Annotated in this window: 18 protein-coding genes; 2 read left to right on the plus strand and 16 right to left on the minus strand. The window is 40.8% G+C overall.

Annotated features, from left to right (window positions below):
- The first annotated feature begins 333 nt into the window (after positions 1-333).
- Positions 334-693: an RNA recognition motif domain-containing protein gene (locus GPM24_RS11215; protein ID WP_158826843.1), complete on the plus strand. Its 360-nt coding sequence runs from the start codon at positions 334-336 to the stop codon at positions 691-693.
- Between the two features lie 114 nt (positions 694-807).
- Here the strand turns inward: GPM24_RS11215 and GPM24_RS11220 are convergent, their stop codons facing one another.
- The 16 genes from GPM24_RS11220 to GPM24_RS11290 all read right to left on the minus strand — a co-directional run bounded on the left by GPM24_RS11220 (position 808) and on the right by GPM24_RS11290 (position 19,692).
- Entirely contained in the window at positions 808-1,953 is a 1,146-nt protein-coding gene (locus GPM24_RS11220) for an acyltransferase family protein (RefSeq protein WP_158826844.1), read from the minus strand.
- Positions 1,954-2,423: 470 nt separating this feature from the next.
- Positions 2,424-3,497: a protein-glutamate methylesterase/protein-glutamine glutaminase gene (locus GPM24_RS11225; RefSeq protein ID WP_158826845.1), complete on the minus strand. Its 1,074-nt coding sequence runs from the start codon at positions 3,495-3,497 to the stop codon at positions 2,424-2,426.
- A gap of 1 nt (position 3,498) precedes the next feature.
- On the minus strand, positions 3,499-3,996 hold the full coding sequence (locus tag GPM24_RS11230) for a chemotaxis protein CheD (RefSeq protein WP_158826846.1): 498 nt from the start codon (positions 3,994-3,996) through the stop codon (positions 3,499-3,501).
- A gap of 14 nt (positions 3,997-4,010) precedes the next feature.
- Positions 4,011-4,868 carry a CheR family methyltransferase gene (locus GPM24_RS11235; RefSeq protein WP_158826847.1) on the minus strand — a complete coding sequence of 286 codons (858 nt, stop codon included), beginning with the start codon at positions 4,866-4,868 and terminating at the stop codon, positions 4,011-4,013.
- Positions 4,869-4,883: 15 nt separating this feature from the next.
- Entirely contained in the window at positions 4,884-6,533 is a 1,650-nt protein-coding gene (locus GPM24_RS11240; RefSeq protein WP_158826848.1) for a methyl-accepting chemotaxis protein, read from the minus strand.
- A 36-nt stretch (positions 6,534-6,569) separates the two neighbouring features.
- On the minus strand, positions 6,570-8,126 hold the full coding sequence (locus GPM24_RS11245) for a HAMP domain-containing methyl-accepting chemotaxis protein (protein WP_158826849.1): 1,557 nt from the start codon (positions 8,124-8,126) through the stop codon (positions 6,570-6,572).
- 27 nt (positions 8,127-8,153) lie between these two features.
- A complete protein-coding gene (locus GPM24_RS11250) occupies positions 8,154-8,627 on the minus strand; it encodes a chemotaxis protein CheW (protein WP_158826850.1) in 474 nt (157 codons plus the stop codon).
- The gene (locus GPM24_RS11255) at positions 8,617-10,611 is read right to left on the minus strand and encodes a chemotaxis protein CheA (protein ID WP_158826851.1); all 1,995 of its coding nucleotides are present in this window, start codon (positions 10,609-10,611) and stop codon (positions 8,617-8,619) included. The genes GPM24_RS11250 and GPM24_RS11255 overlap by 11 nt, the downstream gene beginning before the upstream one ends.
- On the minus strand, positions 10,611-10,973 hold the full coding sequence (locus GPM24_RS11260; protein ID WP_158826852.1) for a response regulator: 363 nt from the start codon (positions 10,971-10,973) through the stop codon (positions 10,611-10,613). The genes GPM24_RS11255 and GPM24_RS11260 overlap by 1 nt, the downstream gene beginning before the upstream one ends.
- Positions 10,974-10,989: 16 nt before the next feature.
- Positions 10,990-11,295 carry an STAS domain-containing protein gene (locus GPM24_RS11265; protein ID WP_158826853.1) on the minus strand — a complete coding sequence of 102 codons (306 nt, stop codon included), beginning with the start codon at positions 11,293-11,295 and terminating at the stop codon, positions 10,990-10,992.
- Positions 11,296-11,442: 147 nt separating this feature from the next.
- A complete protein-coding gene (locus tag GPM24_RS11270) occupies positions 11,443-12,303 on the minus strand; it encodes a glycerophosphodiester phosphodiesterase family protein (RefSeq protein ID WP_158826854.1) in 861 nt (286 codons plus the stop codon).
- An 80-nt stretch (positions 12,304-12,383) separates the two neighbouring features.
- Positions 12,384-13,916, minus strand: a complete 1,533-nt coding sequence (locus GPM24_RS11275) for a RagB/SusD family nutrient uptake outer membrane protein (RefSeq protein WP_158826855.1) — start codon at positions 13,914-13,916, stop codon at positions 12,384-12,386.
- An 18-nt stretch (positions 13,917-13,934) separates the two neighbouring features.
- Positions 13,935-17,216 (minus strand): SusC/RagA family TonB-linked outer membrane protein, encoded by a 3,282-nt coding sequence (locus GPM24_RS11280; RefSeq protein ID WP_158826856.1) that lies wholly within the window; start codon positions 17,214-17,216, stop codon positions 13,935-13,937.
- Positions 17,217-17,539: 323 nt separating this feature from the next.
- A complete protein-coding gene (locus GPM24_RS22130) occupies positions 17,540-18,058 on the minus strand; it encodes a hypothetical protein (protein WP_199269726.1) in 519 nt (172 codons plus the stop codon).
- A 21-nt stretch (positions 18,059-18,079) separates the two neighbouring features.
- Entirely contained in the window at positions 18,080-18,415 is a 336-nt protein-coding gene (locus tag GPM24_RS22135) for a hypothetical protein (RefSeq protein ID WP_199269727.1), read from the minus strand.
- Positions 18,416-18,441: 26 nt separating this feature from the next.
- Entirely contained in the window at positions 18,442-19,692 is a 1,251-nt protein-coding gene (locus tag GPM24_RS11290; protein ID WP_158826857.1) for a YdcF family protein, read from the minus strand.
- Between the two features lie 239 nt (positions 19,693-19,931).
- Between GPM24_RS11290 and GPM24_RS11295 the strand changes: the two genes are divergently transcribed.
- Positions 19,932-21,329: an alpha-L-fucosidase gene (locus GPM24_RS11295; protein ID WP_158826858.1), complete on the plus strand. Its 1,398-nt coding sequence runs from the start codon at positions 19,932-19,934 to the stop codon at positions 21,327-21,329.
- Positions 21,330-21,341: the final 12 nt, after the last annotated feature.

Raw genomic sequence — 21,341 nt, forward strand, 5'->3', positions numbered from 1 at the left:
TAAATGCAGAACAAAACAGTTATGCTAAAAAGCTGGATTAATACGGTTTATAACCACACATAAGAGATGTGCAAGATAAAACGTTTTAGCAAAAAATGAAACATTTTTTGCTAAAACGCATGGCAGTAATTATTAGCTAATAAACGGGTACTCCTACTCTATTCCGTTTTTATTATTTACGATACTTATTCTATACCAATTGATTTCACAATTAATTATCTGAATACATCGCAATTAATCATTAGTGATATTAGCCTTAGCAGAAATTTGTACTTTTGCACTAAATATTTAAACAAAATTTAGATATTTTGATCCTTAACAGGCACAACACCTATGATAAAATTATTTGTAGGCGGCTTTCCGCTTGATATCACCGAAATGACCCTCGCCAAACTCTTTAGCCCTCATGGCACGGTGAGTACCATTAAAATTGTTCGCGACCGTAAAACCGGTACCTGTAAAGGTTATGCATTCATTGAAATGGCAACAGAAGAAGATGCATTAAATGTTATTGCCGCATTGGATGGTACCCCAATGGGTGACAGAAACTTAAATGTAAAAATAAGTGAAGAGAAACCCGCTGCCCCCATCAGGGCTCCTAAACGCAGCTTTGGCGGTACAAACAGTTTTTCAAAAGGCCCTCGCAGAGAAAGCGACACGGCTAATAAAAGGCCAAGAAGACCCAGAATGTAAGTTGGTTTGCAACTTTTAATGATTAATAACAAACAAAGTCATCCTTACCGGATGACTTTGTTTGTTAAAGCACTTAGCTTTCAGACATTTTAATAAAATTTTAAACCATTAAGCCTAAAAGTTTAAGTAAGCCAACTTAAACCGAAGAAATGCTTTCACCAACAGCACGGTTGAAATGTAACAGGCAACAAAATATAACGTTATGATACCTAAACGCAGTCCGGTAGTGTAATTATAAAGTTTGATGCCCAAATATTGCTCACCCAAAGTGATAACTTTAGGTATAATAAAATATATAAAAAAGCTATGATACAGGTAAATACCAAATGTCTCTTTACGCGGATTAAACGGCCCGAAGTTAATTTTTGACCGGCAAAGGTTAACCAGCAAAACAAACATACTAACCGAATACAACTGATTGAAGATTCGGAGAATATGAAAATACGACAGCTTATTCAAATATAACCAATACGATTCCAGGCTTGATAAAACGAACAGGGCCGCAGTTATAGCAATTAAAATACCGGAGGGTATTTTTCTAATATCATAAACCAGATTGTTGTGCCGGATATATGCCCCAAGCCATAAATAGAATACAAATCCGAACATAGCTTTGGTGTGCTGATCTGCATACGTTATGGTATAAACATTTAGCACCATATACACTAAAGTTATCAGCAGCAAGCCCAAACCCAGATATATTGAATTTAAATACGGTTTGAATAATAATATAATAAACAGGCAAATCAGGTAATTAGGTAAATACCAAAACAGGGTTTGGAACATACAATATTTGACAAGACTTGCAAAAGAATTAGTATCTGTTATAACATGATTAAAAACATATGCTTTTATAACCATTATACCTAAAAATGGTAAAAAAGCTATCAGGTATGGTTTTACAGTACTGCCAAACCTGTTTTTAAAATACACAACGGAGTTTGATGTTTGGATTTTATCGCCAAGCAGATAGCCGGATATCATGAAAAAGCAGATGACAGCAAACTTAAATAGCTGCTTAAAAGGAATGTAAAACTGCATGTAATGATCATCCGTCAAAAATTTCTGAACGATGCTTTCATCTTTGTTAAACAAATCAATGTGTGCCCAAACTATCCCAATCATTGAGATAAACCTGATCAGATCTACAAAAGGATAATCGGTTTTAACATTTACAGGATTTATCTTTAACTTATAATTTAAATCTGAATCAGTTAAGACATTATCCGGCGAGGCAATCTGCATCAATTTATTCTTCATAGTTTTATAGGTGACTATTGATAAATAATGTTTTGCCTTTTGCTCAGATATGATTAGTGACAATTTTATTGAGTAGGCTGATGCTGACAAAGTTAATTTTTAACCCGCTATAAATAGGGTTATAATCTAAGTGAGAAATTTTATGTATAACACACTTTCTCACACTACTGAATTAAATTTTATAATAAATAATTATAAAACAGATACTTACATCAAAAAAACAAAAGCCCGAATTATACAAAACAACAAATTGTTGTTGAGAAGAAAATATCTTAAAATCAGTACTTATTATATTTGATTTTAATTTTTTTTACCAATAAGAAACTTCAATAAAAGACTTGAAATTCAGAAGCACCTATAACATATCATATCTAGGGAAGGAAATATAAAATCTAAAAAGCGGCAACCCTTAATTTTAAGTTAATTTAAACTAAACTATAAATCTATTACTACTTTAATTATATAATATTTCAAAACCGCGCGCTTACCTGCACAACGTATTTTGATATTTCATGAAGTGAAAGTACGTGCTCAGCGGCGTCAAGCTCAATTGCCTCTTTGGGCATGCCAAATACCACACATGACTGCTCATCTTGCGCTATTGTTTTGCCGCCAGCTTCGAGTATTTCTAGTAACCCTTTGGCACCATCGTCACCCATCCCCGTCATGAGTATACCGATGCAATTCTGCCCCGCATATATGGCCGCCGAGCGAAATAACACATCCACTGATGGACGATGCCTGTTAACTAACGGACCACTGTTTAATTCTACATAGTACTGCAAGCCCCTGCGTTTAACCAGCATATGCTGGTTGCCTGGCGCTATCAATGCCAATCCGGCTGTTATTAAGTCGCCATCTTCAGCCTCTTTTACCCTCACTTGGCACAAATCGTTTAAACGCTCGGCAAATGCTTTAGTAAAATTTTCAGGCATATGTTGTACAATTACAATTCCGGGTGCATCATGAGGCAACGCTTCTAGAAACACCTTTATAGCTTCGGTGCCACCTGTGGAAGCACCTACAGCAATTATCTTGTTTTGAGTAGTCAGGCTTTTGGATTTTAACGGCTGCAACACTGCATCGGCCGAAAGCTTAGGCGTAACAACTGGCATATCACCAAAAAATTTCTTTTTCGGCTTGCTTATGGCCGCCGCTTTAACAGCCTCCCTTACTTTTAAGGATGCTTCTTCCATACTGGCAGACGTGGCAAACATTTCTTTAGACAGCACTTCGGCAGCACCGTATTCCAAGGCTTTATAAGCTATATCACTACCTTCAGTATCGATATCAGCTAAAAAAACGACAGGTATCGGGTGCTGCGACATAATCTTCTTCAAAAAAGTAATACCGTTCATTCTCGGCATATAATAATCAAGAATAATTACATCCGGAACCTGCTTAGATATCCTATTGGCCGCTATAAATGGATCGGCGGCGGTACCTATCACTGTAATTAACGGATCAGCGCTCAGTAGTTTGTTAAGGAGTTGCCTGAACAAAGCAGAATCATCCACAATTAAAACTTTAACCTGCTGATTCATATTACGGACGATGAATGTTTGCGTTTAGGGATGAGGTTGTTGCCGGATACAATGGCTTCAAAAATTTAACCAGCACATCGCCGGTTTGAGAATAAAATATAATTTTTCTGCTTTGTTTGCCGCCAACGCTATAATTAACAACCGGAACACCTTGGTTTTTTAACAAAGCAAAAGCCATTTCAGCATTTCGCTGCCCAATTTGAAAAATGCCGTTACTGTTATGCGTTACACTTCCACCAAATACTTTTGCCCTTAAGTTTGCTTTTAAGCTGCCTAACTTTTCCATTTGTTTGATGAGGTTAATGATGGCAACATCTCCGTATTTATTTGCCGGCGTTCCCTCGCCGTTCCACTGCGGCAGCATAAAGTGATTAATACTACCAAACTGCAATACAGCGTCCCAAAGCACCACGGCAATACAAGACCCTAATATGGTATCAACTATATGCGGCTTCCTGTCTGCAAACACTGCTCCCGGCAGTAGATAAAACTTTTTCATTGAACCGGTAATTGTTAAACCTTTCTAAATATGGTAGGCCTGATTTGTACTAACGGTAAATCCATCTGAGCAACCGATTCTGAATGACCTAGAAATAAAAACCCTCCGGCTTTAAGCTGCAAACACAACTTTTGAATAACACTTTCCTGAGTTTGACGGTCGAAATAAATAAGCACATTCCGGCAAAATATGGCATCAAAACTTTGTAAGGCGCTGTAACTATCTTCAATAAAGTTTAGCCGTTCAAAATTCACTTTTGAGCGCAGTTCGGGCACAATGCGTACTGTTTTGTTTTGTGGATCTTTGCTTTTAAGCAAATACTTTTGTTTAAATGACAACGGTACAGGTGTAACCTTCTCTTGCTGATAAACGGCTGTAACAGCAGCATTTAATGCGCGGGTAGATATATCTGTACCTAATATTTGATAATCAAACTCGGTATTTTTACGGTGGTATTCGCTTAATACCATGGCCAATGTATATGGTTCTTCACCGGTAGAGCAACCTGCACTCCAAACCCTGAAAGGTTTGCCTACCGGCAATTGTTTAGACAGTACTGGCAAAACTTCCTCAAACAAAAAATTAAAGTGAACAGCTTCTCTAAAAAAATCTGTTTTGTTGGTGGTTACCAAGTCCATCATCGGAATTAATTCCATCTGTTGCCCATCTTCACTAAACACATAATCGCAGTACGCTTTGTATGAACTTAAGTTCAACAATTTTAGCCTTTTGTGCAACCGGCCCTCCAGCATCAGCTTTTTTGATAGAGGCAGCTTGATGCCGTAATGCTTATAAATAAAGGCACTAAGACGGCTAAAATCGGTATTAGTCATACCTAAGTCCAGCGGCTTATGTGGTGTAGTGTAATTCATATACGCTGCCTGATATTAAAACTTCTCGTATTCGTCATCAAGCGAATCCATATTAATCTTTACGCCGTTGTTTTTGTATTTCGGAGCGTAACTGGATTTACCACTTCCATACAAACGGCCTTTTGACGACACTGCCGTACGTGCGGACATCATCCTTTTCATCTTTGGCTCAGTATCAAGCTTGAAAAACGAGATCAGCTCTTTCAACTGCTCTGCTTGTGCTGATAGCTGCTCGGCGCTGGCGGCCATTTCTTCAGATGTGGCTGCGTTTTGCTGGGTAACCTGGTTAAGCTGCTGCAAAGCATCATTAATTTGCTCGGCACCCAAATTCTGCTCAGCGCTGGATTCACTTATTTCTTCTACCAAACGCGCGGTATGCTGTATATCAGGCACCATTAAATCCAGTAAGTTACCCGATTTTTCGGCTATGCCTACACCGGTTCGGGATAATTCAATAATTTCTGTTGCAGCGCTTTGCGATTTTTCGGCCAGCTTCCGTACCTCGGCAGCTACTACGGCAAACCCACGCCCCTGATCGCCTGCCCGTGCTGCTTCAACCGCAGCATTCAGCGCCAGGATATTAGTTTGCCGTGCAATCTCGCTGATGATATTTATCTTATCAGCAATAGATTTTATGGAAATTACCGTTTCTTGCACAGCGCCACTGCCCTGCTTTGCATCAGCAGATGCTTTCAAGGCAATTTTCTTGGTTTCCAACGAATTTTCGGTATTCTGTTGAACGTTGGCTACCATCTCTTCCATAGAAGATGAAACCTGTTCTGTAGCGGCAGCCTGTTCGGTTGCACCTTCAGACATCTGCTGTGATGACGAGCTTAGTTCCTGGCTGGCAGCCACAATATGTTCTGACGCCGAATTTACGTAGGTAATTACTTCTTTGATTTTACCAATCATTTCTTTTAAAGAACCTAGTAAAGCGCCTATTTCATCATCGCTTTTAGCTTCCATGTTTACGGTTAAATCCCCGTTTGCTAATTGCGATATAACCACCGATGCATGTTTGATAGAACGGCGTATACTTTTAATGATTAATAAAGATACAATTGCTGAAATGGCGATACCCACTACAATAAATATACTGGCATTTTGCTTAGTAGACGCATAAATAGCCTCACCTTGTTTGTACTCTTGCTCGGCCACGGTAAGCTGAATGTTAATGAGCTGTGCTATCTTATCAATAGCAGGCTCAATACCTGGATGAAGGGTGTTGGCAATGAAATTGTGCAACGCCTTTTTATCACCTTTTTGCAAAATACCATGTAGCTGACCTAGTACTGCTTCTGCATTCATCATCAGTTTTTCAGCGTCGGCAGCAATTATTTTTTCCTCGGGTGTATTTCCGGCCTGCCGATAAGCTTTCCAGCCCTCTTTAATGTTTTGTTGGGCCGCTAAGATGCCCTGATCGCCGGTTTTAAAATCAAGGTGCCCCTTACCCATTTGGTGGGTACTGTTTAAAATATTAATACCATATGTGGCAGCCACCATGTTTAATTGCTTTAAGCTGATAACCCGGTCTTTATACACTGTTTCTAAAGAACGGTTTACTTTACTCATGTTATTCAGGCTATAAACTCCCATTACCACCAGTATGGCTGATGAGAGAAAAGCTAGAATGAAGAGCTTTGTTGATATTTTGATACGATTCATAATTGACTACTGTTTATAAGTATTGTTATTGTTACTTTAATACCGTTCGTATTTATCATCCAACACATCGCTATCATTCATGTCCAAGTAAACGCCTGAGCGACTTTTGGGTACAGTAGTAGTCTTTCTTTTTAATGGCTGACTTTTAACAGGTGATGAAACGCCAACACGTCTGTTACCACTTGGGGCCGAGTATGGCTGCCTTACTTGCACATCGCGGCCAATATCAAAATTGATGACATCTCTCAGCTGATCTGCCTGACTGGCCAACTCTTCTGAACTAGCAGCCATTTCTTCAGAAGTGGCGGCATTTTGCTGAATAACCTGATTTAGTTGCTGCAAGGCATTGTTTACTTCTGCTGCACCACTGTTTTGCTCAATGCTGGACAGACTTATCTCCTGCACCAGTCTTGCGGTTTTTTGAATTTCTGGAACAATGGTTTCTAATAAATGACCGGATTTTTCGGCAATGGCAACGCCTGATCTTGATAAATTATTGATTTCCAAAGCAGCTACCTGGCTACGTTCGGCCAGCTTTCTTACTTCGGCGGCTACTACGGCAAATCCACGTCCGTAATCTCCGGCGCGGGCAGCCTCAACAGCAGCATTTAATGCCAGCAAATTAGTTTGCCGGGCAATATCACCTATGATGGAAATACGTTCGGCAATATCTTTCATTGATTGTACCGTGTGATTTACGGCCTTACTGCCTTCCACAATATGGCTGGCAGCTTCCAAGGCTATCTTTTCGGTTACACGTGCATTATCTGTGTTTTGCTGTATTCCAGCCACAATTTCTTCCATTGCCGATGATACCTGCTCGGCCGAGGCCGCCTGTTCAGTTGCTCCTTCTGACATTTGCTGTGCAGATGCGCTCATTTCGGCACTTGCGGCAGATATATTATCAGATGCTGTTTGTACATACGCAACCAGTTCTTTCAGCTTTTTAACTATGCTTTCTATATTACGCACAATCAGCAACGAGAAAGCCAAGCCAAACACCATTGCACCAATAACGAGGTAAAGAGACTGCCAACGAGCATCCTGGTAAATTACACCAGAATTTTTATAAGCACTATCGGCAGTTTTTAATTGCAAGTCAATAAGCTTGTTAATATTTTCTGTTACCGGATCTATTTTGGCATACAATTCGGCTTTTACATAAGCATTTAGTGCTACCGAATCTTTTTGTCTTAAAATATCCTGCAAGTGGTCTATAGATGTATTTGCATTTTGTATCAGCGGTACTACTTTTTCTGCAAGCTCTTTCTCTTCGAGTGCTAGGTTTGTGTTTTGATAATTACTCCAGTTTACCTGAATATCTGTGCGTGCCTGCGCAACATCGTTATATCCTGCCTGCCAGCTAATATTACCGTTCCGAACTTTATGAGCGGCATCAACAATATTAACTGCATACTTGTCTGATACCACTTTCAATTGTTTCAAGGGCAAAACGTCATCTTTAAACATGGCCTCCTGAGAGGAGTTGACCTCTTTAAGGTCGTGCTCTGCATTAAAGCCGATGATAGCAATGATGAGTAACAATATTCCAACCAGCATGTACAGCTTGGCAGAAACCTTTAATTTATTCATGATTTAAATTTTCTTGTTTAATGCTTGTTAGTGTTCTAATCCTGCTAATGCTTCCTCTGCCGAAAAAACTTTATCAATATTTAAAATCATGACAAACTCGTCATCCACTTTACCAATACCGGTTACAAAGTCTTCGCGATAAGCAGCACCTATACTAACTGGCGGCAATATCTGCTCTTTGGGTAAGTCAATTACCATTTGAACAGCGTCAACCACGGCGCCAACCAGTAAAGGATCTTTATCTGTTTGAATACTTAATACCACAATGCAGGTATCAATAGTGGCATCAGCAGGTTGCATTTTAAACTTGGTGCGGGCATCAACAACCGGCAGGATATTGCCCCGCAGGTTAATTACTCCCCTCATAAAATCGGGTGCTCCGGGAACTTTGGTAATGGGCTTCATCTCCAAAATTTCAAGCACCTGACTTACGTTGATAGCAAACAGCTCTTCGTCGAGCTTAAAAGTTAAATAAGCGTTTATTTCTGTATTAGCTGACATGAGCTGATCTTTTTCTTTGTAAATATTGTTCGGCTACCTTGTTGGTATCCAAAACCAGGGCAATGTTGCCATCACCCAAAATGGTAGCGCCCGATATGTTCTGTATGGTTTGATAAAGCAGTCCTAAAGGTTTTAACACTGCCTGAAATTTGCCTAATACACTGTCGACCATAAAGGCAATGCGTTTTTCTTCAAAATAAGCCAGCACTACCTCGCGCGAACGGTCATCTGCTGGCGACCCTCCAAATTCTTCGGCCAGATCGATGTATGGCACCTGCTGACCATCCAGAATTAAAACTTTATTAAACCGGCTGATTTGTTGAACGGCCGGTGCTTCCAGGCACCGCTCAACTGACGATAGCGGAATAACAAACGGAGCACCACTTACCTGCACCAACAGCCCATCAATGATAGAAACCGTAATAGGTAGTTTAATGGTTATAGTGGTACCGCGATTAACAACTGAACTAATTTTAATTTGCCCCCTAATGCTTTCAATTTTCCGCTTTACCACATCCATACCGACGCCGCGGCCCGATATAGTGCTTATACGCTCGGCAGTAGAAAAGCCCGGCAAAAAAATCAGATTAAATATCTCGGCTTCGGTTAATGCTTCATCCTTAGCTATTAAACCTTTTTCAATGGCTTTGGCCTTAATTTTTTCGGGATCAATACCTTTGCCATCGTCTTGTATTTCTATGTAAACATTGGTACCGGCACAATACGCTTTAAATAATATCCGGCCTTGCTTTCTTTTACCAAGGCTTACGCGCGTTTGCTCATCTTCAATACCATGATCGATGCTGTTTCTTAGTAAGTGCATCAATGGATCTGACAAGCCTTCTATGATATTTTTATCAAGTTCCGTATCCGTACCCTCTGTTACAAATTCAATTTGTTTGTTCAGCTCACCGGCCAGGTCTCTAACCAAACGATTAAACGGTGTTAGCATCGTTTTAACCGGCACTAAACATAAGCTAAAAGCATTATCTCTAAGGCGAGTCAGTATTTTTTCAAAACTCTCGGAAACGCCCAATAACTCCGATTGCGGATTTTGCTCCGCTAAAGTTCCAAGCTTGGCTTGCAGGGTAATCAGTTCGCTAACCAGGCTCATTAAGGTATCCAGCTTTTCGGACGGTACCCGGATACTGGAAATCACATTGCTTTTATCCGAACCAATAACCTTTTCGAAAGCTGCTGTTGCAAACGGATCTGGTGCAGTAAGTTCACTACCCCTCACCTGCAAATTATCTTGCTGGGCCTCGGGCTGCACAATAGTTATATCAAGCGTACATTGCCCCGTTACAAATACAAAAATTTTCTGTATCGCTTCTAGCTCTGCTTCGGTTTGAAGCGTAATATCCCAAGTTGTATAACAGTAGGTCGGCTCAATATTTTCCAGTAGCGGAACATCTGCTGTGTTGCATACTATTTGACAGTTACCCAAAGCCTGTAACTCGGCCAGCAGCGTTAATGGATTGGTTCCATTGTAAAATATATTTTGATGCGGGGCAAAATGAATAACATACGTTTTTAATTTGCTGCTCAGTTCGGCATTTTGCGAAGCAGACAAGAATTGACTACCTGTTTCTGCCGGGTTAACGTTCAGCTCTTTCAATAAACTGTCCATTTTCGCATTAAGCGCTAAATGGGTTTCGCTTAATACCTGGTTGTGATCATCAGGATGTTTAACCAGCGTAAACAAATGATCTACCGCTGCCAGTGTAATATTTAAAATAGGCTTTGTAATTTTAAGCTGCCCGTTACGGATATATTCATAAACCGACTCCAGATAATGCGTAAAATCTGCCACAATTGCAAAACCGAACATGCTGCTGTTACCTTTAATGGTATGCAGCGCCCTGAAAACCTCTTGTATTAATTCGGGATCGTTCGGCGTTATTTCCAACAAGAGCAGTGCCTTTTCCAGCTCGGAGAGCAGCTCCAGGCTTTCTTCTATATAATTGTCTTTGTACTGCTCCATCAGCCTATCATTTTTTTTACGGTTGCAATCAGCATATCTTTAATGCCATCTTTATCGAATAAAACAGTGGCGCCTGAGTTTCTGATATTCTCCTCAACGTTTTTATACGGATCAGACATAAATAATATAGCCGGCAAAAACCGGTAATACGGCATAGATCTCATTTGACGGATTAACGCAATTCCATCTTTGTTAGGCATGTTCAGATCAGTAATCAGCAAATCAATCTCCTGACCGTTAAGCTGCGTTACGCCATCTTCGCCATCGGATGCTGTAATTACTTGGTAACCGGCTTTTTTCAAGGCAAAGCCTGCCAACCTGAGCACCATGTCAGAATCGTCAACTAATAATACTGTGCGCATTTTCACACTATCTAATTTAAAACAGGTTGTTGTAACCAGAAATCGCTAAAATATTTTGGAGGTAGATTGAATGATCGGCAAATAATTGGAAAGTTTTACCAGATATTACAGCACCCTTTTTAAGTGCCGCCAGTAATTGCAAACCTGCAATATCTATCCGCGAGATGTTATGTAAGTAAACATCGGCCTGATTATGATTTTGCAGAAAGTTCACAAGCGCATTTTTAATTTCAGCAGCATCCCTCACAATCAAATCACCTTCAATGAAGATATTGACCTTCTGCATATTCGCAGAATCTGAACGCACTGTAAAACTCATCAATCAGGGATTATATAACTTTCGTCATGTTTTTTACGGGCATTCAGAAAATAAGTTACTACTTTCATAAACTAGATTAGTAATTAAAACACAAAAAGCAGAACTGGGTCTGCTTTTTGTGTTTTAATTATATAGAAGTGCTATAGGAGGTTACTTATGCAACTTTTTTATTTTTAAATACTCCAGCATTTCCTTGGGTCTGTCGGTTTGCATAATGGTGGCACCATGCGCAATCAGCCAGTCCCAGCTATCTTTTTTGTTATTCTCTTCAACCGCCTTATCATCATCATGCCCGGCATCTAACGAGGCCCATAAAGAGTTTAACCACACTTTGGTACCTGCCTGAGAGATAAATCTATTATCAGCTAGTACACCCGAAGTATCTTGTTTAAAATTCAGCTCAAAGGCATAGGGCTTCATATTTTTCAAATAAGCCGATATAATCTGTTTGGCATTGGCCCTATCTAAATTAACAATGGGCATGTAAGCAATATGACTTATTAAATCGGGATATTTTTGCTTTAACTCATCATAAGTCACTTCGGCTTTGAAAATAGCTTGCTTCAAAGTGCCGGTTTCCTGTAAAATAGCGTAAGCCTCGTTGAAGTAATCGTAGCTCTTGTCCAGGTTCACCATTACACCGGTTCCTTTAAGGGCAAGCATTACTTCTTTTAAAGTTGGTATCGGATTATTGGTTACGCGGCCCAGACCGTTGCGCAAGCCAAACTTGCGTATTTCTTCAAAAGTATAGTCGCTGGGGCGGCCTTTACCGTTGGTGGTACGATCAATAGTTTGGTCGTGCATAATAACGATAACGCCGTCTTTAGTTTTGTTTAAATCCAGTTCCACTATATCTACGCCCATTGCCGTGGCTTGGGTAAATGCCCGGAGTGAGTTTTCGGGCGCATTGCGCCAGTCACCACGATGGGCCGCTACCATTACCTTGTTTTGTGCGCAGGCTAAGCCGGTAATAAGCTGTAAAGCAACAATAGCTATCAGTACATTTTTCATTGATGTTATATTTAAAAACAGAAAGAAGGAATATGCCTTAAAATAAAAAGGAGAGAAAACTCTCTCCTTTTTATTAGATATTAATATCCCGGGTTTTGGTACATTTTCTCGGGGTTCAGTTTGTACTCATCAAACGGAATTGGGAAATAGCGGTCTTTGGTAGTGAAATTAGACAGCTTGGCAATTCCGAAATCAGCTTGGTTTTTAGCTTTAAAGTAGCTTACCAGCTCTTCGGTAGTGAAGGTACGCAGTAAATCGAACCAACGGTGGTGCTCAAAAGCTAGTTCTACACGGCGTTCATGTAATATAGCCAGTTTAAGGGTTGGATATTTGGCGCTGTAAGCGGCGTTCGTCATCGCTACCGCATAGCTCGGCACACCTGCACGGGCGCGTACCATATCCAGGTACTGAATAGCAGCAGCATTATCGCCCAAATACATGTTCACCTCGGCCAACATCAAAATCACATCTGCATAACGCATCAGTATCCAATCGTTACCACCATAGGCGTTGGTACCCGCCTGGGCACTGGCATCACGGTATTTAGTAACAAACCAATCTTTTACGTTTGGATGGTTGGCAAATTTAACCGAGTAAGCCATGCGCGAATCGTTCGCTTCATAATCATTGATCAAATCGTGCGTAACATTTGCACCTACACCATTAGATGTTCTGAGGGAATTGATGGTTTCGCCCTGTGCCTGGTTATTGAACGCAACACTTGAACTGTAATTAGGATCGCCCTGGATATTTACGATCTGGAATATTAATTCTTTACAAGTCGTCTTTTTGGTAATATCAAAAACATCAGTGTAAGGAATTTCTGATAACGAGCCGAAGCCGCGCATGTTGTAAGAATCCGTTAAGTAGGTTTTGGCATTAGTCAGGTTTTCCTGTCTGGCAGTTTGATCTTGCGTGGTAGCCATGGTTAAATATACCTGGCCTAACAAGGTATTGATAGCCGATTTGGTAACCCTGCCGGTAGTAGCACTGGTTTGCAGGTTTGGCAACTTGCTGTTTAATGCATCTTTTAAATCAGCCACAATCTGCGCATAAATTACGGATTGCTTTTCTCTGAAAGTGTTAGCATCAATTTCGGCCGGTGTATTTAATTGCTTGGTAACCAAAGGCACATCACCCCACTTACGCACCAAATGAAAATAGATTAGGGCACGTAAAAATTTAGCCTCTGCCATGTAACCGGCTTTAGTATCCGGATTACTGAACTTAACGTTATCAATATTGCTCAGCAGCGTGTTGGCTCTGTATATGGTAACATACAATGAGTTCCAATGGCTTTTCAGGTTAGTATTGCTTGGCAGCAAAGAAAAATCATTAAACTGGAACGGCTCACCGGCGTTCGACTGGTTATCGTTACGGCCGGTGTCATCCGAGCGCTCATCGGTATACAAACCGCTGTTTTCGCCTATATTATCGCCACTCCGCAACGATTGGTAAATACCGTTAACAGCCAGCAACACATCGTTTTCAGATGTAAAATAATCCTGAACAGATACCGCATTTGGATTGCTCAGTTCCAAAAAGTCTTTTTTACAAGAGGTTGCTATGGATAATGTGAGTACACACATTAATACTAATTTCTTATTATTCATGATGGAATGTTTAACCGATTAAAAAGTTACTCTGACACCTAAGTTATAAGTACGCACCAGCGGGTAAAGGCCGTAATCTACACCCGGTGTAAGGTTAGCACTGCCACCGCCTACGCTAGAAGTACTAGTGTTCATACTGTAGTTATAATCTACCTCCGGATTGTAACCTTTGTACTTGGTAATAGTAAAGGCATTATCTATACTGGCAAAAATGCGGGCGTTTGTAATACCCAGTTTACCTTTAAGCAAGGCAGGCAGGTTGTAACCAAAATTGATATTGGTACATCTGAAATAATTACCGCTTTGCAGATAGAAAGTAGACAGCCTGGTGCTGTTGCTTTGCGTACCGCCACGTGATGCACGGTAGATAGTACCGTTACCGGGTTGGCTGATAGAACGGAAACGATCGGCAACTACAGAGTATTGGTTACCCGAACCTTCCATATTAAACAAGTAGTAATCTTGTCCGTCCAGTATTTTTGCACCATAAGACCCGTTGAACGATGCGCTTATATCAAAGCGTTTGTAACGTGAGCTTAAATTGAAGCCATAAGTAAAATCAGGATATGGATTACCAATCACAGTTTTATCATTATCATTCACCACACCATCGCCATTAGTATCTACAAAGTAGATATCGCCCACATGCAATGGGTTTGATGATGATGCCGACGGCGCAACTTTGTTGATGTTCTCTTGGGTTACGATGCCACCAACCTGGAAACCATAAAACATACCTACCGGATAGCCCTCTTGCGTAATGTGTGTTTTATAAGACCTTTCGGCACCGGCGGAAATAATGGTACTGTTACCGCCCAGGTTCAGAACTTTATTTCTGTTAATGGCAATGTTTCCGCTTGCATTTAAGCTGAAGTCTTTAGCAGCAATTACCTTGGCATCCAATTGGAAGTCAAAGCCTTTATTTTCAATCTTCGAATCTTTTAAGTTGGTAAGTATTGTTGATGATCCGGCAATTGCAGAAACAGGTCTGTCAAACAACAGGTTGTAAGAGTGGCTCAGGTAATAGTTAACTATCAAGGATAAACGGCCTTTGAGTAAGCCTAAATCCATACCAAAGTTGTATTGCGACGTTGACTCCCAACCTAAACCTTGATCTCTGACACTGCCCGGTGAAAATGCAGTTGATATAACGTTACCAAAACCAGCACCGCCAGGGCTATTGAAAACTGTTTGTGCACTGTAATTACCAATATTGTAATTACCGCTTAAGCCCCAGCTGGCACGTAATTTCACGGTAGACTGCTCACCTAACCAGCTGTGATAAAATGGTTCTTCTGAAAGGTTCCAGCCTGCACCTACTGATGGGAAGGTACCCCATTTATTAAGTGGTCCAAAACGTGACGAACCATCGGTACGGAATGTACCGGTCAAAAAGTAGCGGCCCATGTAGTTGTAGTTTACCCTACCCAGATAGGATAATAGCGTAAACTCAGATTTTCCGGCCGAGCTTAATGTAAAGTTGCCCGGATTAGCGCCTTTACCGGTTATTTCATCGATCTTATCATTTTGAAAACCGTTAGCCGATACGTTAGTAAAATCCGTTGATGTTTTTTGTGCGGTATAACCAGCAATCGCATCAACATGGTGCTTGCCAAAATCTTTTTTGTAATTTAAGGTAAACTCCGCTAACCTATCAGTTTGCGTAAGGTATTGTGCAACGGCAGTTGCTGCGTTAATTGCATCGGTAGATCCCGGCGCACTGCTACCGCTGCTTAACGTAGTTGGACGGTAGTAATCGTACTTCTCGTTATAGGTTTGCATGCCCAGGTTGGTTTTGAATGACAAGCCCGGCAATATTTGATACGTGGCATTTGCATTATAGGTGCTGCGGTTACCTTTACGGTTTATTTTAAGTTGCTGTACCGTAGCCAAAGGATTCTCAGGGTTTTGTACACCGTATGCATTCGTTAAAGCAGCCATACCATATTGCGCAGGACTACCGTCGGCATTGTATGCCGGTAAAAAAGGCGCGTATAATAAAGCCGCCATTACAGGGCTGCGGTCAAAACGACCTTCCTGTATTTCGCGGTTATCATTTTGGGTAAAAGAGATATTACCACCTACGTGCAACCTTTTGTTTACATCACCGTCGATGTTTGCACGGAAATTGATCCGCTTTTGGCCAGTGCTTTCAATAACACCGTTTTGATCCTGGTAAGAACCGCTCATATAGTATCTTACTTCTTTGGTTCCACCCGAGAACGAAAGGTTATGACGCTGAAATAAAGCATTTCTGTACAACACATCCTGCCAATCGGTATTGATAGTTTGGTGAATTAGTTGCTGGCTTGCAAAATCATAAATAGATGTAGGGATTTGTACGCTTGATGCGTTACCTACATTGGCAACACGGGTAGCGTTGTTATCAGAATACATGGCGTCATTCCAAGTACGGCCACCATTCACCCACAGATCGCGGTATGAGTTGTTACGGCCATCAATCATCAACTGTGCAAATTGGTCGGCATCCAGTAATTTTACTTTTTTAGCAATCTGGCCAAAGCCTGTTTGCACATCGTATTCGAAACGGCCTTTGCCTTCTTTGCCACGTTTGGTAGTAATCAGCACTACACCGCCCGATGCTCTTGAACCGTAAATAGCCGCCGATGCCGCATCCTTCAAGATGTCAATCGACTCGATATCCTCTGGGTTGATAAATACGTCATTACCTGCAGGATAACCGTCAATTACATACAACGGATCGGAACTGGCATTAAATGAGCCTACACCACGTACGCGTATTTTAGTGCTTTGGTAAGGTGCACCGCTTACCTGCGCCACCTGTACACCGGCAACTTTACCTACAATGGCTTGGCCTACTGTAGGTGCAGTGATATTTAATTCGCTTGCCTTTACACTGGCAATAGCGCCGTTCACATCGCTTTTGCGCATAGTTTGGTAACCTACGGCAACTACCTCATTCAAGATATTGTATTGTGGCTTTAATTTAATGTTGATTGCCTGGTTAGATGCGGCTGCTTCTTGAGAAAGGTAACCTACAAATGAATACACCAGTGTAGCACCTTCATTAACCGTAATGGTGTATTTACCATTCATATCGGTAACAGTACCTTTATGAGTTGCTTTATCAGATACAGTTACGCCGGGTAATGGCTGATTGTTTTCGTCGGTTACTGTACCGGTTACCTGTATAGGCGCCATTAGGGGCGAGCCTGCGGCAACGGCGTTAATACTTAATGACAGTAAGGCCATCAGTAAACATAATATAGGCCTAAAACGGACCTTCTTTAAAAGATCTGGAGTAATCTTTTTGTTCATAAATAATTGAGTGTTGATTGTTGAAAAACTATAATAGCTTAGCAGATTAAGTGGCAGTTAAATCAAAGAATGCTGCCTTTCGGATTTGGAGCGCCTTTAAATGGAGTCTACATGTTAATAATTGAGGGGATTAAATAATCTTTGCAACAAAAAGGTTACTTTGTTAAATAAAACACAATAACCCACTAGCCCTATTGTGATATTGGCAACAAAGCTATGCTTACTATCTTAATCAAACTGTACACTTAATGTTAACTTTTTATTAAATAAAAAGGGCGCAGCATGTTATGCTGCGCCCTTTTTTATCCGAAATCATATCTGCTTTACCAGTTAGTAAGCATATAATTAACGTTGTTTTTACGAGATGATGTAACAGCTATCCCTTTGGTACCATCGTCTAAGAAAGAAAAACCTTCCAGTTCGTCTATCCGACTGTCAATGTCAATTTCTTTGATAACAGACATTTGGTTGCTTTGCAGCGATTTTTCCAAATCGACATATGTAAAACGCCACTTGCGACCTTCTACTTGGTTCTGTATTAGTACCAGAATATTTTTATCTGCCAGGTAATGCAGGTTTTGCACCCAAGGTGAGCAAGCAAACTTTTTAAATAGTACGCCCGGTTCTGAGGTTCGTTTACAGGTCTTCAGCCTTTCCGGGTCATACAGACGGATCTCATTGCCTTTGTTTCCGTAATCGGCAGTGGCTACATACCATTTGCTGTGATATTTTACGTACTCAGGACGCGTACCTTGTATGCAGGCATCATCGTCAATAGTGTTTAGCAGGTTACCATCAAGTGTGCCGGTTTTCAGTAAACCCGGCCAGTTAACCGAATACATAACAGCTTTCCACTGTGTACCTTATGCATTTAGCCGCACCGAGTTTCCGATAAATACCGGCAGGTTGCCATGATGGGCTATACCTGTTGGATGGCCTATCACATCCTGTCCATTTTGAGTGAGCTTAATTTCTCTGTGTTGATATATGAGACTATCCTTGTCAAGCTTATACTCGCGTATTACCCCTACCTCCCTATCGCCATACAAAAAAACACGGCCGTTTTGATAGGAAATACCTTGGCAGGCTCCTAATGAGTCTACGGTGGTTTCGCGTGTAAGCACCATATCAACGGCTTTGTTGATAAAGGCGGTTGATGCTAAAAAAAGCACAACAGCCAGAAGCCACATTTTTTTCATAGATAATTTTGCAATACAATTAGGTTTTAAGGATCCATCGGTTCATCCGGATCTATCTGCAATGATTCGATAGCCGGATAAAATTCTAATGCCGTTTCTGATAACCGCTGCCCTAATTTGTAGGGAACGTAACTTAATTCCTTGCGGCACCGTTCGGCCATGTTGGTAATAAAGTCATTTTGGTACTTATCGGTAACAATCAGTCCCGGTTTGGTAAAAGGCATACCGTATCTAAAAACCATACGAACATCATTACGGAGGTTAGTTGTAGTGTGCCGGGCATGAGGCTCAATCATAATCACGTTTTCCGGAATGTGCAAGTCATTAACCATGTATGCCTTCATCTCGGCCGCTTCATTATACTTGGTTTTAAAGGGATGCACACTTCCGCCCGATACCACAATAAATGGCGCTTTACCAGCACGATACTCGCGGGCAGCGGCCTTACAACGCAGCATGCCTTCGCCACTTAGGGGCGTAATTAAATTATCTGGTCCCGCCCCCGGAACCAGTATGTGAGAGTAAGGATAAGAGGCCCACTTTATTTGCGGCACTCGGGCAACTGCCGTTTTATTGGCCGTAGTAGTCATCGGCTCAAAAAATGCTGCATGGCGGCGCTCATTTACTTCCAGATAAGTTAAGGCAGCTTGCAAAGAAGGTTCATAAAATAATGGATTATTTTTAACCGCCTCAGCTACCTCGGCCGAGCAATCGTACATCAAAGTGTAATAACTTCTGGCTTTTACATTAAAGCTGATGGAATCAATAGCCGGATAATTGGGCTTCTTGCCTTCGGCATATACGCTGATAGCATAATTTACTGCCCGTGAATCTTGCTCCCATGCTTTAACCAATAACTCGGCTGGTGAAGCGGATTTATATAATATATATGCCCCCGACGGAATCAGATGCTGGGTTACCAATCTATCCAACGCATTACCAGTTTTGTATAACGCAGTTAAGCGTAAACTTACCGCCTGTATTTCGTCATCGGTAAATTTGAGCTGTGCAGGCAGGCATAAAGCATCCTTACATGTGGCCAGAGAATTTTTAAGCACATTAATTTTATTTTGCGCAAGCTTCACTAATTCGACATCGTTTTTCAATACAGCATTTACGCCCTTATCTTGCTCAAATAAAGTAAGCAGGTAGTAATTTTTAGCCATTACCCAATTACCACCACCTTGCAGTTTATAATCAGGCTTGGCACCGCCATATTGGGCGTAGCTACAAAGCTTACAGGAAAGTAGCAAAACAAAAAGCAGAACTTTTTTCATAAACAAGAATTAGCCGGCAAGTTAAATTTTGGCTTGTAAACTTTATGTTAAATGTCACTTGTTTTAAATTTCTGATGAGTAGTGCTTTTCCTAATTAATTTACCAACAATCATTATTTTGAATTATATAAATGCCTAATCATAAAAGGTAAAAGCTTTTACCAAATATTTTATTAAGAAAAAAGTATTTTGTGTAATCTTGTTGGAATCAACTCATTCATCATCACATTTTATTCTCAAATGAAAAAAATCCGGAGCGTCACTCTGTTTATAGCAACTTTGCTTTTAACTTTCAACGTGTTGGGACAGGTAAGTAAATCAAACGATTTATATGAACGCCAAAAAGCTTTTGTCGATTTGAAGTTTGGCATGTTTATCCATTTTAATATTCCTACCTATTACAACCAAGACTGGCCGGATCCGGAAGCATCGCCCATGCAATTCAATCCCACAAAAATGGATTGTACCCAGTGGGCTAAAGCCGCCAAAAGCGCAAACATGACCTACGGCTGCCTTACCACTAAACATCACAGTGGTTTTTGCGTTTGGGATACCAAATCAACCAATTACAATGTAATGCAAAGCCCCTTTAAAAGGGATGTAGTAAAGGAGTTTGTGACGGCTTTTCGTAAAGAGGGATTGAAGGTAATGCTTTATTATTCCATACTTGATACCCACCATAAACTTCGCCCAAACCAAATTCAGCCTAAACATATTGCCATGGTAAAACAGCAGCTTAAAGAACTGTTAACCAAATATGGCCCTATCGAAGCACTGATTATTGACGGTTGGGATGCCCCATGGTCTAGAATATCATATGACGACGTTCCATTTGAACAAGTATACAAATTGGTAAAGTCATTGCAGCCTAACTGCATTTTAATGGATTTGAACGGTGCTAAATACCCATCAGACGGGCTTTATTATACCGACATCAAAACTTATGAAATGGGTGCCGGGCAGCGTTTATCTAAAGAAACCAACCAAATGCCTGCGTTGGCATGCCTCCCGTTGCAAAGCTCGTGGTTTTGGAAAACAGATTTTCCAACCACACCGGTTAAAGACCCGGTAAAATTAGTTAACGAAACTTTGGTTCCGCTGAACAAAGCCAATTGCAACTTCATACTTAACGTAGCGCCTAACCGTGAAGGTTTGTTTGATGATAACGCATTAGCTGCATTGAAAGTAATTGGTGATACATATAAAAAAGACAATCAACCAGCTAACTTTAAAGCAACCGGAGCACCCATCATTTCCAAAAACCTGGCTAAAAATCAGCCGGCCAATTCCAGCTGGAGCGATGATATGAACATTATGGATTTTGCTAATGACGATGATTTTCACAGTTCATGGCAATCAAACCCCGAAGTGAAACAACCTTGGTATGAGATAGCTTTTAAAACACCGCAAACTTTTAACACAGTTGTTATTTTTGAATCAAAGCCAAATATCCGAAAATACAAGCTGGAGTACGAAGACAATAACCAGTGGAAAACATTTTTTGAAGGAGAAAATACCAAAAGGGTAAAATTACACCGTGCTTCCAAAATGCACGGCAGCAAAATCAGGGTAACCATTCAGGAAGCTGATTCGTCGCCATCTATTGCCGAATTTCAGGTTTATAATGAAGTTCGATAAAAAGCAGACAAC

The organism is Mucilaginibacter lacusdianchii, assembly GCF_009770985.1.
Classification (GTDB): domain Bacteria; phylum Bacteroidota; class Bacteroidia; order Sphingobacteriales; family Sphingobacteriaceae; genus Mucilaginibacter; species Mucilaginibacter lacusdianchii.

Excerpts from the sequence above, each read along its gene's own strand:
- GPM24_RS11215 (WP_158826843.1), top strand. The coding sequence starts at position 334 with ATGATAAAATTATTTGTAGGCGGCTTTCCGCTTGATATCACCGAAATG.
- GPM24_RS11220 (WP_158826844.1), bottom strand. The coding sequence starts at position 1,953 with ATGAAGAATAAATTGATGCAGATTGCCTCGCCGGATAATGTCTTAACT.
- GPM24_RS11225 (WP_158826845.1), bottom strand. The coding sequence starts at position 3,497 with ATGAATCAGCAGGTTAAAGTTTTAATTGTGGATGATTCTGCTTTGTTC.
- GPM24_RS11230 (WP_158826846.1), bottom strand. The coding sequence starts at position 3,996 with ATGAAAAAGTTTTATCTACTGCCGGGAGCAGTGTTTGCAGACAGGAAG.
- GPM24_RS11235 (WP_158826847.1), bottom strand. The coding sequence starts at position 4,868 with ATGAATTACACTACACCACATAAGCCGCTGGACTTAGGTATGACTAAT.
- GPM24_RS11240 (WP_158826848.1), bottom strand. The coding sequence starts at position 6,533 with ATGAATCGTATCAAAATATCAACAAAGCTCTTCATTCTAGCTTTTCTC.
- GPM24_RS11245 (WP_158826849.1), bottom strand. The coding sequence starts at position 8,126 with ATGAATAAATTAAAGGTTTCTGCCAAGCTGTACATGCTGGTTGGAATA.
- GPM24_RS11250 (WP_158826850.1), bottom strand. The coding sequence starts at position 8,627 with ATGTCAGCTAATACAGAAATAAACGCTTATTTAACTTTTAAGCTCGAC.
- GPM24_RS11255 (WP_158826851.1), bottom strand. The coding sequence starts at position 10,611 with ATGGAGCAGTACAAAGACAATTATATAGAAGAAAGCCTGGAGCTGCTC.
- GPM24_RS11260 (WP_158826852.1), bottom strand. The coding sequence starts at position 10,973 with ATGCGCACAGTATTATTAGTTGACGATTCTGACATGGTGCTCAGGTTG.
- GPM24_RS11270 (WP_158826854.1), bottom strand. The coding sequence starts at position 12,303 with ATGAAAAATGTACTGATAGCTATTGTTGCTTTACAGCTTATTACCGGC.
- GPM24_RS11275 (WP_158826855.1), bottom strand. The coding sequence starts at position 13,916 with ATGAATAATAAGAAATTAGTATTAATGTGTGTACTCACATTATCCATA.
- GPM24_RS11280 (WP_158826856.1), bottom strand. The coding sequence starts at position 17,216 with ATGAACAAAAAGATTACTCCAGATCTTTTAAAGAAGGTCCGTTTTAGG.
- GPM24_RS22130 (WP_199269726.1), bottom strand. The coding sequence starts at position 18,058 with ATGTATTCGGTTAACTGGCCGGGTTTACTGAAAACCGGCACACTTGAT.
- GPM24_RS22135 (WP_199269727.1), bottom strand. The coding sequence starts at position 18,415 with ATGAAAAAAATGTGGCTTCTGGCTGTTGTGCTTTTTTTAGCATCAACC.
- GPM24_RS11290 (WP_158826857.1), bottom strand. The coding sequence starts at position 19,692 with ATGAAAAAAGTTCTGCTTTTTGTTTTGCTACTTTCCTGTAAGCTTTGT.
- GPM24_RS11295 (WP_158826858.1), top strand. The coding sequence starts at position 19,932 with ATGAAAAAAATCCGGAGCGTCACTCTGTTTATAGCAACTTTGCTTTTA.